The 16,289-nt window shown below is 59.4% G+C and carries 10 protein-coding genes; 2 read left to right on the top strand and 8 right to left on the bottom strand.

Going from position 1 to position 16,289, the window contains the following annotated elements; translation table 11 throughout:
* Positions 1 to 48: 48 nt before the first annotated feature.
* From egtB to Enr13x_RS23365, 7 genes are all read right to left on the bottom strand, one after another.
* Positions 49 to 1,416: an ergothioneine biosynthesis protein EgtB gene (gene egtB, locus Enr13x_RS23395; protein ID WP_145389266.1), complete on the bottom strand. Its 1,368-nt coding sequence runs from the start codon at positions 1,414 to 1,416 to the stop codon at positions 49 to 51.
* Between the two features lie 451 nt (positions 1,417 to 1,867).
* A complete protein-coding gene (locus Enr13x_RS23390) occupies positions 1,868 to 2,851 on the bottom strand; it encodes a patatin-like phospholipase family protein (RefSeq protein WP_145389265.1) in 984 nt (327 codons plus the stop codon).
* 112 nt (positions 2,852 to 2,963) lie between these two features.
* Complete coding sequence (locus Enr13x_RS23385) at positions 2,964 to 5,000, bottom strand: acyl-CoA dehydrogenase family protein (RefSeq protein ID WP_145389264.1); 2,037 nt, start codon at positions 4,998 to 5,000, stop codon at positions 2,964 to 2,966.
* The gene (locus Enr13x_RS23380) at positions 4,997 to 7,141 is read right to left on the bottom strand and encodes a 3-hydroxyacyl-CoA dehydrogenase NAD-binding domain-containing protein (RefSeq protein ID WP_145389263.1); all 2,145 of its coding nucleotides are present in this window, start codon (positions 7,139 to 7,141) and stop codon (positions 4,997 to 4,999) included. The genes Enr13x_RS23385 and Enr13x_RS23380 overlap by 4 nt, the downstream gene beginning before the upstream one ends.
* Before the next feature lie 3 nt (positions 7,142 to 7,144).
* On the bottom strand, positions 7,145 to 8,461 hold the full coding sequence (locus Enr13x_RS23375; RefSeq protein WP_145389262.1) for a thiolase family protein: 1,317 nt from the start codon (positions 8,459 to 8,461) through the stop codon (positions 7,145 to 7,147).
* A 9-nt stretch (positions 8,462 to 8,470) separates the two neighbouring features.
* Positions 8,471 to 10,327 (bottom strand): AMP-binding protein, encoded by a 1,857-nt coding sequence (locus Enr13x_RS23370; RefSeq protein ID WP_145389261.1) that lies wholly within the window; start codon positions 10,325 to 10,327, stop codon positions 8,471 to 8,473.
* 528 nt (positions 10,328 to 10,855) lie between these two features.
* Entirely contained in the window at positions 10,856 to 12,208 is a 1,353-nt protein-coding gene (locus Enr13x_RS23365; RefSeq protein ID WP_145389260.1) for a hypothetical protein, read from the bottom strand.
* Between the two features lie 230 nt (positions 12,209 to 12,438).
* Between Enr13x_RS23365 and Enr13x_RS23360 the strand changes: the two genes are divergently transcribed.
* Together Enr13x_RS23360 and Enr13x_RS23355 are read left to right on the top strand one after the other, a co-directional pair.
* Entirely contained in the window at positions 12,439 to 12,963 is a 525-nt protein-coding gene (locus Enr13x_RS23360) for an RNA polymerase sigma factor (protein ID WP_145389259.1), read from the top strand.
* Positions 12,960 to 14,201 (top strand): zf-HC2 domain-containing protein, encoded by a 1,242-nt coding sequence (locus Enr13x_RS23355; protein ID WP_145389258.1) that lies wholly within the window; start codon positions 12,960 to 12,962, stop codon positions 14,199 to 14,201. The genes Enr13x_RS23360 and Enr13x_RS23355 overlap by 4 nt, the downstream gene beginning before the upstream one ends.
* A gap of 311 nt (positions 14,202 to 14,512) precedes the next feature.
* On the opposite strand, the gene Enr13x_RS23350 is transcribed toward Enr13x_RS23355, so the two are convergent.
* Positions 14,513 to 15,853, bottom strand: a complete 1,341-nt coding sequence (locus Enr13x_RS23350) for an IS110 family RNA-guided transposase (protein WP_145392203.1) — start codon at positions 15,851 to 15,853, stop codon at positions 14,513 to 14,515.
* Positions 15,854 to 16,289: the final 436 nt, after the last annotated feature.

Raw genomic sequence — 16,289 nt, 5'->3', positions numbered from 1 at the left:
TGGTCGAGTGGAAGATCGAATTTTCGATCGATGGGATCCTGAATCAGCTTAGGAACGTGCCAAGCGGATGCCGGTGAATTGCCAGCGAGACTGGGGGGCGAAGAAATTGCGATAGGTCGGCCGCACATGGCCTGACGGTGTCGCGCACGATCCGCCCTTGAGCACGAAGACGTTGCACATGAATTTTCCGTTGTATTCACCCAACGCACCCGCCGGTGCCCGGTAGCCGGGGTAAGCCGAGTAGTGGCTGCTGGTCCATTCCCAGACGTTGCCCATCGCGTCGGCCAAGGAAGGTTGGCCCGCGTCGTCACGGTCGATCTCGCCGAGTCGGGATTCGGGGTTCAGGTGACTTTCCGTGCCAGACAACTTGGGGTGAATGCAGCGACCGCTGCGGATCAGGTCGTCGCTCCAATTGCCCCGTTGCGATGCCGAGAACGGGGCCTCCAGTTGGCGGCAAACGGCGTGTTCCCATTCGGCTTCGGTTGCCAATCGGCAGCCGGCCCAGCGGGCATACGCGTCGGCTTCGAAATAGCTGACATGGCAGACGGGCTGGTCCAGCCGGATCGGCTTGCGTCCGGACAACGTGAACTGCGACCAGCGCGAACCGTCTTTCTGCCAATACAACGGCGCTTGCCAGCCCTGTTCGTTGACCGTCGCCCATCCCAGCGACAACCAAAATTCCGGCCGAGCGTAGCCGCCGTCTTCCATGAATTCCAGATACTCGCGGTTGGTCACACAGCGATCGGCGATTTGAAACGGTTCCAAAAAAACACGGTGTCGTGGCCGTTCGTTGTCGAAGCAAAACGAGTCGCCGTCGTGTCCGATTCGCACCACGCCGGGATCAAAATCGACCCACGACTGGCCGACCGCTGCGTCCAGGTCTTCACACGCTCCGTCGCGATAGACCGGTGCCAGCGGATTGCACGACAACGCGTGCTTGAGATCGGTCAGCATCAATTCCTGATGCTGTTGCTCGTGATGGATTCCGATCTCCAACACCAGCCGCTCCTGGTCGGTCAGATCATGGCCATCAACGAGCGACCGCATCGCTTGATCGACGTGGCTCCGATACTCGAGCGTCTCCTCCAGACCGGGACGAGAGATCAAGCCGCGTTTTCCCCGTGGGTATTGCTCGCCGACACTGTTGTAATAGGAATTGAATAAATACTCGAAACATTCATCAAACGGCCGATACTCTCCGTCGCGTTTCAGCAGAAACGTTTCAAAGAACCACGTCGTGTGCGCCAGATGCCAACGGATCGGGCTGGCATCGTCCATCGACTGAATAAGACAGTCTTCGGGCGATAGCGGCTCGGCAATCTGTTCGGAAAACCCGCGGACCCGAAAGAACCGGTCGATCAATTCATCCGCAGCGTGCGCGTTGTGGACCGCCACCGTCCCGCTGTTGGTGTCCATGCCATGGTTCCCCCGATGAAAGAAGCGAAACGTCCCCTGCACTCTGTCGCCAGTGCTTTCTAAGAGACCGATTCTAAAAGACAACCGGGGCGAGAAGGAATTCTTACAATGAAAATATTAAAATCAGCATTTGGGTATCCGTCACGAACCACTGGCTGACGCCACGTGCCGGCATGCCAGCGGGACACGTCAGCGCGCGGCACGTCACCCTCGTTCCCCGGCTCTGCCGGGGAACGCAGTGTTCTGGAGGCTCCGCCTCCACCGGCCCGGCGATCGATCTTGAGGCGGAGCCTCAAGAGAATTGCGTTACGAGGCGGAACCTCGTAACGAGACGGCGTCAATGGTGAGCCGTTGGCCGTAAGGCCTCGGGCGGGCGCCAGCATGCCCGGCCGCTTACGCGTCACGGCTCACTCAATCAACAAACCGGTCAGCGAGCGGCACGCGGGGTGGTTCAGCCTGCACCGCGGACCGAAATCACGTGCCGGAGTGCTGCTCTGGCCGCCTGCAAACCCGAGTGAATCAACGCGGTGGGTTCGGTGAAATCGTACCACGGTCGGTATCCGACATCGGGGCGAATCAGAATGTCGGCATGGGGCAACGAGTGGCGACGACAGAGCCGCTCGCCGATCTCTTCCATCCGCATCACCACGTCGATTGCGGTCCCGAACGTGTCGATCCGCTGCACCGAGCTGCCGACGTCGACTCCGATCGTCAAATCCGACGCATACGATTTTGCGATCGACAACGGGATCGCATCCAACACGCCGATGTCGGACAACAACATGTCGTCCCATTGGATCGGAGGAAAAAAGCCGGGGATCGCTGTGGATGCCAAGATCGCTTTTCGCAGCGGGCCGCGCTCCAGGACGACGCGATGACCACTCTTCAGATCTGCCGCGACGATACTCAACGGGATCGACGTCTCTGACAGATCGATATCGGGAATCAAGGCGTTGATCGCTTCGTGCAAGATCTCATCGGAAAGAATCGACGGACCACGCACAATCTTCGTCAATCGGTGACCGTGGCGCATGATGCGTTCCAAACGACGGTACCACAGCCCAAACCAATCGGCAGGTCCGACTTGTTGCGACTGCTTGCGATTGCCGGCCGACACCTTCGAAGCCGCCGCCATCAGCTGGCGGCATTTTTCTGAAAAGACCGGTGAATGCAGGAGTCCGATCGCTTTGGCCTGCACCTGTTTGATGTCGGAATCGACGGCGCACAAGCCGCCCATCAAACTTCCGATGCTGACCCCAACGATGCGCTCGGTTCGAACTCCCGATTCACCGATCGCCTCCATGACACCTAAATGCGCGAGCCCCCGCGCGCCGCCACCGCCCAACGCGATCACCGCGCGACGGTTGGTTTCGCAGTTCACCGGTCCGCCCATCGACAAGACTTGATTCCTGTCAGCGGCTTCAATCATCTTCATTGACGGTTCCTTACTACTAAGCGGCGCACGGAAAAGAAGTGGGAGAGGCTTCCAGCCTGTCGACGCTGGAATGACGAGCCTGGAAGCCTATCCCACCCGCAGGATCCGACACCTAGTTTCCGTTCGATTTGTACCCTTGCAGAATCGACCCGGCTTCGACGCCCAGCAATTCATTCCATCCATCCTCGGCGATCGTCGCCCCCAGCGAAGTGACCTGGCGAAAATCGTTGTCGCTCGGATGTCCGCCCGTGATCCGACGCTTCAGTTCACGGCAAACCGTATCGGCGGCCGCCCGCGTGACCGGATCGTTTTGACCCGCGGCGTAAAGTGCCGTGACCAGCATCGTGACCGCGTTTTGAATCTGCAGCGACAGCGCCGACATCCGGCATTGACGGTCAGCCAGTTTCAACTGGTGCCGGCGCATCGTGCCGCTGATCGCCATTCCGCTGGCGGACAAGTAGCGTTTGGCGAAGCGGACATGGCGGTCGAGTTCCTGCGACGTGTTCTTGGCGGGCAGTCTGCTCCATTGCGAGGGACGCAGCGTTCGACCGACGTACCATTTCGCGTAGCCCAACATCGGCCGGCGCAGCGCCCACAGATGCATCGGGTTGGCCAGGTTGGGGGTTTTGATGCCCCGTTCATGCAGCGTTCGTCCGATCGGCTCAAAGTGCTGTTTGCCGTGTTGCTTGACCAGCGACTTGAAGAACGCCATCCCCAGCATCTCGCCTTCGCCTTCGTAGATGCAAGGGGCCAGGAAATCATGGACGTTGTCACCGAACAGGTGTCCGGCCAAGAACGAGCGGCCTCCATGCGTCTTCATGAACAATTCGATCGCCGCCTCCTTTTGGGCTTCACTGCCAAAGATCTTGGCGATGATGCATTCCATTTCGCCACGGTATCCCTGGTCGAGCAGGTTGGCACACCAGTGGGTGAGGGCATCGCACGCAACGATCAGTCCGGCCAGATGTCCGACGCGGCGGCGAACCAGTTCGCGTTTTTCGATCGCTTGTCCATACGTTTCGCGGTAGCGGGCCCACGGCAACATCTCCGCCAACATCCAACGCATCGCGCCGGCCGCGTTGGCACACAACGACACACGGCCCAGATTCAGGCCGTGGTACGCGATCGTCAAACCATCGCCCCGTTGTGGGATCAAACGATTGGCCGCCGGGACACGAAAGTTTTTGAAAACCAATCCGTTGTTCTGCGCACGCCGCAACGCGTAGATCCCGTAGCGGTTGATCTGAAACGATTCCGTTTCCCGCTGCGGCAATTCAACGATCAAGACACTGGGAACGCCATCGATTTTGCATACCAAGCCGATCGTACGGCCGAAGGTCGCATTGGTGATGAACAGTTTCTCTCCGTTGACCACATAGTCATCCCCATCACGAACGGCGGTCGTCCGCAACGCCGTCAAATCGCTTCCGGCCCCCGGTTCGGTCAGCGCGAACGCCGACAGCCGGGTTCCGTCGGCCAGGCCCGGCAAGAAACGACGCTTTTGATCTTCGCTGCCGAAAGCCCGCAGCGGGTCGACCGCGCCGATGCAACCATGAACCGATGCCAATCCGGCCACGGTCGGATCGATCGTCGCCATTTGCGTGATCATCCTGGCGAAATCACGCATGGTCGCGCCCCAACCGCCGTACTCGCGGCCGACCAGCAAGCCCCAGTATCCGGCGTCACCCAGATCACGCAGCACTTCGTCACTGATCTTGCCGTTCGCATCAGTCAACGAACCGAGTTTGCGATGTGTCCGCACGATGCTCAGCGAGCGGTCGACGACGCGTGCCACGTCACCGCTGGGCAGGGCGAGATTCGGCGCGAACAATTCTGTCGGCACGCGACGATCCCAGACCGCACGGTGGATCGGGCTGTGAGTCGTTTTGTGCTGCTCGGCGAACAGATCTTCGACCTGATCGTCGGCGGTATCAATCACGCCGGTCCGCTGCGCCTCGTCGACCGACGCGCCGCCGAGCCGCAGTGCGATCTCGGCAAACGACTCGGTCGGCTTCTCGGACGTCGTCGCGGATTCCGCTTGATTATTCTGCCGCTCCCGCTTCGTCCCCGATGGCTTCACCGGTGCCTTGCCCGGAGTCACCACCGGACTGGTCGCGTCGGTCGTGGTCGGATCGATTTCTAAACTCATTGTTTCGCTCCCAGTAAAAGCTTTTCCGGTGGAGTAAATCGTTCGCCGTGTTGCAAACGCAGATGTTCCATGTTTGCCAGCACGGTCTGCGTCCCGATTTGCTCGACCACGCTCAGCGGGCCGCCTCGGTGAGGCGCAAACCCGGTTCCCAGAACCATGGCCAGGTCGATCGCCCAAGCGTGTTCGACGACCCGTTCGTCTTCGCAACGAATGGCTTCGGCCAACATCGGATACACGAGCCGTCGCTGAATGTCGGACAGCCCGTCGGGGGTGAAACGTTCCTGCGATGCCGGTTCCACCATGAAATCCACGACTTCAGACGTCTGGCGCGGTTGCGGTTTCTTGCCGCGGTAGTCATAGAAGCCCCGCTTGGATTTCAACCCGATTTGATTCCGCTGCACCAGGGGCGTCAGAACTTCGATCACATCATCGACGTCACGCATCACCGCCCCGAGCGATCGGGCGACATGCAGTGCGACGTCCAAGCCGACATGGTCGAGCAATTGAAGCGGACCCATCGGCATGCCGAAATGGCGCAGCTCACGATCGATCGTTCCTACGGCGTGCCCCTCGCGGACCATCAAAATGGCTTCGCCCAGGTAGGGGAACAGGATGCGATTGACCAGGAACCCCGGCGAATCCGAGGTGACGATCGGTGTCTTGCCCAACGCTCGCACGAAGGAAACCAGTTGAGCAATCGTCGCATCGCTGGTCTGTTCGCCGCGTACCACCTCGACCAATTCCATGCGGTGGACCGGATTGAAGAAGTGCAAGCCGGCGAAATGATCCGGCCGACTGAGCGACTGGGCCATTTCGGTGACCGACAACGAGGACGTGTTGGTGGCGAGGATTGCCGATTTGCCGATCTCCTTTTCAGCCTCCGCCAGCACATGCTGTTTGACATCCATCCGTTCGACGACCGCTTCGATCACGCAGTCGACGTTCGCAAACAGATGAAAATCGGTCCCGAGGGTGATGCGGTCACGCAGTTCACCTTCACGAAATTCATTCCATTGTTTATGCCGACTGTACTTCGAAATCAGCCGGTCGACCCGTGCGGAACCCTGCCCCACCGCGTCGGCATCGACCTCCTTGATGTGGACTCCGTAGCCGCGAATGGCCGCGGCCTGAGCGATCCCGGCCCCCATCGCGCCGGCGCCGATTACACCCAGTCGTCGGATCGGGTCGCCGTGAATCAGACGCAGCGAATTGGGCGCCCAGGTTTGCATGTCGCGGGCGCGTTCACGGGAGAAAAACAGCCGCAACAGTTGGCGACAGGTCGGCGTGTTGATCAGCTGACAAAATTCGCGGCGTTCGGTTTCAAAGCCATCGACGTCCCGCTGGTAGCCGTCGACGATCGCGCGAATCGCCGCACCCAGCGCGGGGTAATTTTTTGACTTGCCGGCCAGGCGTTTCTCCGTCACCGTGACCATCATGTTGCGCACCAGCGGCAGTCGCTCGAACCAACGGCCGATCCACTCGGTACTCAATCGCGTCCGACGCAAGGATCCGCCGCGCACCAGCGTGTCGATCACTCGCACGACCTCGTCCCGCCACTGGTCCGGCGGGATCGCCCGGTCGACCAGACCGATCTTCATTGCCTCGCGCGCAGACAGGTGTTTGCCCGACAGGATCATCGACAGGGCGTGTTTGAGTCCGACGCGTCGCGGCAATCGCTGGGTGCCACCCCAACCGGGGATCAACCCGAGTTTGATTTCCGGCAGACCGATTTTGGTGCTGCTGTTGTCACGAGCGATCCGATAATCGCAGGCCAACGCGAGTTCCAATCCGCCGCCCAGACAGGGGCCATGCAAGACAGCAAGCGTCGGCATCGGCAGTGTTTCGATCCGCTCAAAGAGTTGCTGTCCTTGCTTCATCAAGCGATCCGCTTGCTCGGTCGAGTCGATCAATTCAATCGCCTCGACGTCGGCGCCCGCCAGAAAACCGCTCTCTTTGGTGCTTTTGAAAACCACCAGTTTGACGTCGCTGCGGGTTTCCAATTCGTTGACGATTTGTTCCAGTTCCCCCATCACGTTTTCGTCCAACACGTTCATCGGTCGGCCGGGAACGTCGAGCGCGACTCGGTAAATGCCGGAATCGTCCAGGGAGAGGGTAAAATGGTTGAGTTGTTGATGAGTCATCGTTCAGTCCTCCAGATGGGTTCGGACGATCATTGCCACACCCTGGCCTCCGCCGACGCACAACGTCGCCAGGCCGATTCGTTTGCCGCGTTTCCGCAGCGCCCGCAGCAGCGTCAAAACGAGCCGCGTTCCGGTCATTCCGACGGGGTGTCCCAAGGCGATCGAGCCGCCGTGAATGTTCATCACCTCGCGCGACAACTCGCCGAGCGGTTGGTGGCGTCCCAGTTCCTCCGATGCGAATGATTTCGACGCCGCCGCGATCTCGCAGGCGATCACCTGTGCCGCAAAAGCCTCGTTCAGTTCGATCAAATCAAAATCCGCCAACGACATGCCGCTGTTGGCCAACAGCTTGGCCGTCGCGTAAACCGGCCCCAGGCCCATGCGATGGGGATCGCAACCGGCGACCGCGTAGTCGGTGATGTAGCCCAGCGGTTGCTCGAAGCGCTCCGCGGTCGACAGGTCGCTCAACACCAACGCCGCGGCGCCATCGGTCAACGGACAACTGTTGCCCGCGGTCACGCTGCCTCCGGCGTCGAACAGGGGTTTCAAGCGGGCGAGCTGTTCGAGGGATTGTCCCTGTCGCGGGCCATTGTCTTTGGCGACGACGCCGGCGTCCGTTTGGATCTCGGCGATTTCGCCCGACAAGAAACATTCTTCGCGGGCCGCCGACGCCCGTTGATGGCTTAATAGCGCAAACGCGTCCTGCTCCTCGCGGCTGATCCCAAACTCTCTGGCCAGCACCTCGGCCGTTTCGCCCATGTTCAAACCCGACACCGGGTCGGTCAGCCCCAGCTGAATTCCGACGACGGGTTTGAAATGTCGCGGCCGAAACGCGGCGAGGGTTTGAAGTTTCTGCCAGATGGTTTTGCTGCGCGCCAAACGCATCCAGTGCCTGGCCGCGTCGCGTCGAAACAGCAGCGGGACCTGGGACATCGATTCCGTTCCGCCGCTGACGACGATCGAGGCACGACCGCGGGCGATCGCATCCCAGGCGGCAAAGATCGACTCCATCCCCGAGGCGCAATTGCGATTGACGGTGTGCGCGATGCGTTCCTTGGGCAGACCGGCCGAGAGCGCGATCACGCGGGCGATGTTTGCCGCATCCGGCGGTCCGGCCACGTTGCCCATCACCAGTTCGTCGATCTGGTCGAGGTCCATGGCGTCGGTTTTGGCCGCTGCACGGGTGACCGCAGCCGTGACCGCGTGGGTGCCGAGCTGGACGGCGCTGACGTCCGCCAAATCGGTAAACGCCTTGGACAGCGGCGTGCGTGCACCGGCAAGCACGGCAATCGGTTGTGAATGGGATTCTGATTGAATCATCGCATGCTCCTAGTTGTCGATTGCCTGTGTCTCGCGCAGCTCGCGCCGGATCACCTTGCCCAAAAAGTTGCGCGGCAAATCGTCGGGACAATGGGTGTATGCCCGCGGCCGTTTGTGTGCCGAAAGGTGATTGCGACAGTGCTCTTCCAACGCTTCGATGTCGGGGGGCGAACCATCGACGGTGACGATAAAAGCGTGGACCGCCTCGCCGCGAACCTCGTCCGGCATGGCGACGACCGCTGCATCCTTGACGTTTTCCGCGAGGCACAACACCGACTCGACTTCGCTCGGGTACACGTTGAAGCCCGACGTGATGATCAAGTCCTTTTTTCGGCCCACGATGCTGTACCAGCCATCGTCATGCCGGATCGCCAAATCTCCGGTGTGCAGCCAGCCGTCTCGAATCGCCAGGCGAGTCGCGTCGTGGTCGCCCCAATAACCGAGCATCACCTGTGGGCCACGAACGCATAACTCGCCGACCTCTCCGTCGGCAACGATGGTTTCCGGTTCACCGGCATTGATGTCGGCATCGGTGTCGGCATTGGCATCCACGATCCGACATTCCGTCATTGGCAACGGCAATCCGATTCGGCCATAGATCGGTTCGTGGAACAAGTGGCCGACATGGGTCACCGGCGACGCTTCGCTGAGCCCGAATCCTTCCACGACTTGGGGCCCTTGGTGTTGGTTTTCGTCGTGCCCATGGCGACAGTGCTCCGTGAATTCACGGGCCACGGATTCCTCCAACGACGCCCCCCCGGAAATGATCCAACGCAACGAATCCAATTTGTCGCTCGGAAATTCACGCAGTCGGGCGTTCATCGCCACCAGCATCGCCGGGACGGCATGAAACACACTCGGTCGATGCGTCTCGATCAATTGGATCGTCTTGTTCGTGTTGAAACGATGGTGCAACACCAGCGTTGCCGCCATCGCCGCGCCGCCCATCACCGTCGCCGACATGCCGTAGCTGTGGAAAAACGGCAACACACCCAGCATCGTTTCCTCGCCGAAGGAACGCCGAGTCCAGACGTATTGTTGCCAAGCGTTGGCGACCAGGTTCTGGTGACTCAACGTCACCGCCTTGGGGGATCCGGTCGTGCCACCGGTCGGCAGGATGTAGGCGGGATCCGAAGCCGGGTCGATCGTGATCGGCTGCCAAGCGCGTTCGATCGTCGAGATCTCTTCCCAAAACCAGCCGACACGATTGCTTGAGCTTTGTGGCCGCGCTTGCAACCATTGGTAACCACGTTTGATCAGGTACCCGAGTTGTTCATGCGCGGGCAACTGTTTGCGGATCGAAACCAACAACGTCGTTCGAAGCGGAGATTCACGCCCCGGTTCTTTGCTCGATGAATCGGGGAGGAGGTTGGACAGCAGATCCAAACAGATGACGTGTCGACACTTGGTTTTTCGCAGCAACGCATCGACTTCTCCGGGAACCATCAGCGGACTGATTGCCAACACGATGCCGCCGGCACGCCAGATTGCGTTGGCGGCGATGATATATTCGGGAACGTTGGGCAATAACAATCCGACACGATCACCCGGACGAACGCCCAAGCGTTGCAGCATCGCTGCGGCGCGGACCGCGTCCGAATTTAAATCGCGGTACGTCCAACGGGCGTTTCCATAAATCAACGCCAATCGGTCGGGCAGCTGTTCGGCGGCGTGTTGTAACAACCCGAAGGCGGGACAATTGCGATAGCTCGACAAACCACGCGCCGAATGAAGCGCCGACGATCGGCGTTCTTCGCCGACCCGTTCGCGCAACGCCCCCAATTCGTCAGCACTAGGACGGATCAATCGGTCCTTGGCATCATTCGATGCCGAAGTCGGTTGATCGTTTCCGCTCGGTCCAACCATGACTGGTTCTCCCCTCGGAAAAGGCCACCATCCCTGGACGGGTGATCTCTGCGCGGTATCAACCTGGTCGGTCGACACGACCGCGCCATTCGGCGCTCCGATTGGGTCGCCGAATCGGCCCGAGGAGAGCCCCGTTTCGCTCGCCAACGGTTGGCGTGACCATCCGATGTGGTCGGCGAAACGAAGCCCTGCGGAGAGTGAGAAAAGTTTGCGTTGACGCGGCGTCGCTGCCCCTGGGGGCACCGCTTCACCGTCAAGCCGGACGGCAGCAACCGAGCCGAAATTGCCGCCCACTTCACGCAATGAATCATACGCCGGGACGCTTCAAAGGCAAGTAAAATACCTTAAAAAGTAGTTAAGGGGAGTGCGTCCCTCCTTGTGAGCTTTTTCACAAGGGGTTCCGGCAATCGATGCGGGGGGAGCAGATGATCGACCGAGGGGGCGCGGGACGGGTTTGCGGTTTTGGGCGCGAGCCCACCGGTGTTTTAGGTTGCGACCGGACGGCTCGCGAACAACGTTCCGGCCGAGCTATTGGATCGACGCCTGTTGAAACTGTCGCGCAAGGCGTGTTGCCTCGTTGCGAATCTCCTCGTCGCGGGCGATCTTGCTGACCCGGACCAGGGCCGGCTCGGCCATCCGTCCGAAGTCACGGACCGCCGTGGGGATGGTGTACGGCAACTTGGTCGCATGCCGTTTCTGGTCGGCAAGGTGCGTGGCACGATCGCGGACGCTTTGTGCGACCACTTCAATCATCTGTTGTTCGGCCTGGGGCGACATGATCTCCATCCGTCCGACGAGAACGCGAAGCGTTTCATCGGGTGTCGGGGTCACATGCAGCGGCAACAATTCGTCGGTGATCGATGAGGGCACCATGTACAGAATACGGGTTCCATTTTCGGTGAACCACGAGTGTTGCCAAGTCTTGACCATCGATGCGGCTTCCTTTTCGTAGAGCCCCTCCGCAACCAGACTTTCGTGCACCATCTCGGACAACTCTTGTTCGCTGACCGGACGGGCTTGTTCAAAACTCAATGTCTGGCCGGAATCGACACGAGAGAGTTTTGACGCATTGATCGTGTTGCCGTCGACGTCAATCAAGATCGCGGATCGGATCGGCAAGTTGCCGTCGTTGGCCAGCGCGATCGATGAACGTTGGTAGCGGGCGGAGATCGGTAGCTGAAACTTGCCGACTCCGCGATAGAACAGAAACTTCTCAAAGTGGCCCGATTCGGGTTTGTGGCTGCCTGTTTTTCCGCGGACGTGCAGGAGTGCCGAATCGGTCGCACGCGCTTCGGCGTAGTGTTGTTCGTTCACGCCATGCGGCAACAGACGTTGGACCAGGTCGTCGGCGATGGTTTCCCGTTTGTCGCTGTCGGCGAGGTTGGGCACCAATTGCCGGATCGGGATCAGGTCGACCTGTCCCCAATCCAAGCTCGAGTCACCGATCGATTCTCCTTTACCGAAGATGTTCTGCGGGTCGATCGCAGGCTGCATCGATTGGACCGGCGGATAGAACTCCGTCAGCAGGCCTGCGGGGAAATCGACGCGCACGTTGACGGTCCGAACGCGATCGGTGTAGAAGTAGGTGACCGGTGTTTCCATCCGCACCCGTCCCCACAATCGTTGTTTCGAGGGATAGAAGAGGGGGGAAAAGGAGCCACGGTCGAGCACATAGGCCGGCAAATCACTGTGCTCGGCGGCCAGCGGCCGAAAATCGAGGAACACGCCATCGCTGCCGGAGAATGTGGTGAACGTTCCCCATTCGTGGACGATCAAGTTGCCGTCGTCGGTCGAGTCAAGCTCTGCGGACGACCGGCGTGTCTGGAAGGCAAACACGGCGACGAGCGTGATGACCAGTGAAAAAACAAGAAACTTACGCATGGCATCGCTCCGTTGGAAAATCGAACAGGCCGGTTGAAGGTGATTGGGGCTACATTGTTCCAGTCGCACGAGCACCGGTGACGGACGGGCGAAAACCACCGTCACCCGCCAAAAAACATTCTTTTGACATTTTCCAAGAACATCCCGGTCTGCGTCGTTCCCTCAATCGTCTGTTAGACAACCGCCCTTCGAAATCGCGTCCGCCGCCATTGAACAACAACTCCACCCCGATGGCTTCGACGTCGGGGAAGACCAGCGAAACCTCGCCGAACCGGTTGGACGTCCAACATTGGTACCGACGGATTTACGCGTTTTGCCAGGCGCGGTTGATTTCCGATTCCGATAGCGAAGACGCGGTGCAAGAAACCTTCGCTCGGGCGATCAAGCATTTCCCCGAACTCCGTACGCATGACGCGGTCGGAGGTTGGTTACGAAGGATCGCACACAACGTCTGTGTCGACATGATTCGCCGCCAACAGATACGCCGCACCGATCCGGTCGACGTTCACGCCCTTCCGCACGAAGCGCCCCCAGACCCGGCCGCCGACCGTGATCAACGAGAACACCTGATGCGATTGATCCGTGCTCTGCCCCAGTCGCAACGCGAGATCATCTTGTTGTACTACTACGAGAGCATGACGTACGACCAGATCGCCGCGTGGCTGGGCATCGCACGATCGACGGTGTGTGACCGTCTCAATCGCGCTCGACAAACGCTCAAATCCGAATTGACCACAACGGGAGGTGCACCATGATGTCATGCGAACAAACGCGTTCATTGCTCGGCCCGCTGATGGACCAAGAATTGACGGATGAGCAAGCCGACGCGGTGCGCGGCCACCTGAGTCAATGCGGAGCGTGTCATCGCGACTGGGAATCGCTGAATGCCTTGGACACGCAGCTCCGATCGGCGCTGCGTCTCGAGGGCGTGGAGCAGGCGGTCGCCGCGATCGAATCGCCCGCACGGCATTTCGTTGCTTGTCCGACCGGTCATCGGACGAGGCGATCGACCTGGGTGGTCGTAGGCCTTGCCACCGCCGTCTGTTTGTTGGTCGCTGCGTTTGTGGTTCGCAATCGCGTTCCTTGGACACTCGACGACGGAGTTCCTTTCCGGCCGGCAACCAACTCCCCGATTGTGGCGACCTTGATCCGTGCGACCGGGACCGTGCAAGTGCAGCATCCGGGCAGTTCGGCATGGAATTCCATCAATCATTCCGATGCGACGCCGATCGCCAAGGGCTCCCGTTTACGGACTCAGGCAACCGTGCTGTGTGAATTGCAGACGTCGGATCAGGGAAAGATCCGTCTGAATGAAGCGGGGGAAGTCGTCTTGCATGACACGACCGAGATCGAATTGGTCAAGGGCCAGATTTGGTGTCTGGCTCCGGAGGATCGTGAGATCGAAATTGATTTCGCACTGCGACAGAAAACGACTCCCATCATCGCGTCGATGGCCTGTCCCAGTTCCTCGGAGTTTCAATGCAGCGTCGAGAACTACGTCGCGTCATGCGATTCCAATTCGCTGCGAAACCCGCCCGCCCAGATGACCGTGGGGGCGAACGGTTACGCCGTGCAACCGGGCGAAACCGTCTCCGTTGACGTCGAGCAGAACGTGGAGCGAAAACCGACGTCGGATTCCCCATCCAAGGTCTGGCAATTGCCGTTGTTGGCCATCGGTGATCCGATCGACCGTGAACTGGTCGACGCCCTGTCGGAATTGCTCGCGCCGATTGGAAAAACCAAAGCGATGCACCTCAACGAAACCCAAATTCGTCGCCTCGGCCCCGCGGGGGCCATCCCGCTGTTGGCCTACGCGGCGACCGAAACGGCGCCCCAGCAATTGCCGTTGCGACGGACCGCCGTCTCGTTGGCACGCGATCTTGCGGACGCTCGGTCCAAGGAGTGGTTGGCGAAGTTGGCCGCCGATCCGGATCCGTTTCTTTCCAACCAGGCCGTCAAAACGCTTGAACGAATCGCAGCCGAGGAACGGTGAATCGCGGGGAGGCTTGTTGCTTGGGGGCGCCCATCAAGAGTGAAGTGAATGCCGCGATTGACCGTTCGACCTCCCCTCGCTGCGCTCGACCGCTCCTGCGGGACGTCGATTCTTTTACTGCAGGATCTGGCAACCCATTTAGTTTCTCTCCCACTGGGGGGTCTTCGTGGATTTTAGTGGGTGCTCTCGAATACTCGGGGAAGGTTTTTTGAGGGATGGCTGCGATGTCCGATAGTTCTGTTCGGTAGTTCTGTTCGGTAGTATGGCGAAGCCAGGTGAAGCGGAGGCGGGCTCTGCTCTCAAGGAACTTCCTACCCAGCTAGTTCATTGGGGACCACTCGCAGGTTGAGTGCAGCTGCCCGTTTCGCCAGGTTTTCCATTGCTCGCTTCTTGTATTGCTGTTCGTAATAGTCGTTGCCGACATCGACATATTCCCTCCCGTACTTCAGCATCCCATAAACTATTTTCGCGAGCTTGTGGGCCGTCGCCGTGATCGCTTTGGGTGAACCAAGACGGGAACGGATCCTGCGAAAGAACGCTCCTAAGGCGCAGTTTGATCGTGCCAGGGACGCGGCGGCTGTTCGAAGTGCGGCGGCGGCTCGGTTCGCACTTGTACGTGTTTTACCACTGAGCAATTTCCCACCTGTCTTCTTACTGCCCGGACATAGGCAAAGCCAAGAAGTGAAATGCTTCTCTGTTGCCCACCTACTCATGTCGGTACCGATTTCAGAAATCAGTGTGATTGCGGATTGACCGCTAATCCCATCAATGGTCGTCATGTCGACGCCCAGCACCCGGTAGAGCTGATTGCGCATATCGAACCGGGGGCTATTGCTTCCAGCTTTAGGAGCCTTCAGCTTCGGCAGAATCTCACCGTCACTTCGGTCGGAAAATGTACCCAAATGTTCTTCAAGCTTGGAATCGACTTCCGACAGTTTGGAACCGTAAAAACGGTACAGTTCCAGAGCCTGTTTTAACGCAAATACATGTTCTTCACGCCAATTGCCTTCCAGAGCTTTCGCGATCGTCGACTCGTCATTTTTGCACCTTGGATCGCGAAGTTTTGCGAGTAGGTGCGGGTCTCGACTGCCCGCAACAATGGCATCCAAAATGGCAAGGCCAGTGGTGCCGGTGATGTCCGAAATGACGTGATGGAGCTGGACATTCATTTCCATCATCGCCTTCTGCATCCGTTGGATATGCTCGCTCGCGTTGGCGACGAGCATGGCTCGTTGCCGCATGTAAGAACGCAGAACACAAATTGCCGAATCCGGTCGAAACGATCCGGCCAGCAAACCGTATGTGTGAAGCTGCTGGATCCACTGGCAATCCAAGACATCCGTTTTTCGGCCAGGAACGCTCTTCAGCTTGCCAGGCTCAACAAGCTTCACTTCAAACCCCCTGGCTTCGAGAAGCTCGAAAACTGGAATCCAATAGACCCCTGTTGACTCCATTGCAATCGTTTTGATTCCGCACTCTTCCAACCAATCTGCGAGCGACGCCAGATCGGATGTAAAGGTGCCGAAGCAGCGAACGTGTGATGAGTCGCGATCGGAGGGCACGGCAACATAGTGCTGGGTCGAACCAATATCGATGCCGGCAGCGTTCAAGTTGATTGTGTCAAGTGATTGTGGAACGGGTGCGTTGTCAATCGGAAACCCACCACGTGATCGACGCTTAGGTTTCCCAGAGGATTTCTTCTTGGCCATGGCGGAACTCCGAAAGGTGACTTCAACGGAAAAACGCGGCAGGCGCGGGAGTAGGGCTCTGTTATTCTCTCAAACGGGGTCAACGCCGTGAGGCGAGCCACCAATGTCATTTTCAAGCAAACTCCCGGGACCAGGCTGAGAAGCGGGCACGAAGCACCACGTAGAGAACGGCCTCCACGACCCGCCGCGTATCCGACATGATAATCCTCACACCCAGTTCCTCGGAATCATTTGGTCACTTGTGGCCTGCGGCGGCTGAGGAGCAACCCGCCAAGGAATCACCTAATCTGCGATGCGCCGAAGGTGCTTCGTGCCCTCCGCCGGCCCCCGTGTCGGCGGAGGGTCGTTTGAACCGAGCGTTTGTCCTCGCTCTCCCCAT

The organism is Stieleria neptunia (assembly GCF_007754155.1).
In the GTDB taxonomy this organism is placed as follows: domain Bacteria; phylum Planctomycetota; class Planctomycetia; order Pirellulales; family Pirellulaceae; genus Stieleria; species Stieleria neptunia.
The sequence above is the reverse complement of the archived record's forward strand: the minus strand, read 5'-3'. Positions and strand labels throughout refer to the sequence as shown.

Excerpts from the sequence above, each read along its gene's own strand:
- egtB (WP_145389266.1), bottom strand. The coding sequence starts at position 1,416 with ATGGACACCAACAGCGGGACGGTGGCGGTCCACAACGCGCACGCTGCG.
- Enr13x_RS23390 (WP_145389265.1), bottom strand. The coding sequence starts at position 2,851 with ATGAAGATGATTGAAGCCGCTGACAGGAATCAAGTCTTGTCGATGGGC.
- Enr13x_RS23385 (WP_145389264.1), bottom strand. The coding sequence starts at position 5,000 with ATGAGTTTAGAAATCGATCCGACCACGACCGACGCGACCAGTCCGGTG.
- Enr13x_RS23380 (WP_145389263.1), bottom strand. The coding sequence starts at position 7,141 with ATGACTCATCAACAACTCAACCATTTTACCCTCTCCCTGGACGATTCC.
- Enr13x_RS23375 (WP_145389262.1), bottom strand. The coding sequence starts at position 8,461 with ATGATTCAATCAGAATCCCATTCACAACCGATTGCCGTGCTTGCCGGT.
- Enr13x_RS23370 (WP_145389261.1), bottom strand. The coding sequence starts at position 10,327 with ATGGTTGGACCGAGCGGAAACGATCAACCGACTTCGGCATCGAATGAT.
- Enr13x_RS23365 (WP_145389260.1), bottom strand. The coding sequence starts at position 12,208 with ATGCGTAAGTTTCTTGTTTTTTCACTGGTCATCACGCTCGTCGCCGTG.
- Enr13x_RS23360 (WP_145389259.1), top strand. The coding sequence starts at position 12,439 with ATGGCTTCGACGTCGGGGAAGACCAGCGAAACCTCGCCGAACCGGTTG.
- Enr13x_RS23355 (WP_145389258.1), top strand. The coding sequence starts at position 12,960 with ATGATGTCATGCGAACAAACGCGTTCATTGCTCGGCCCGCTGATGGAC.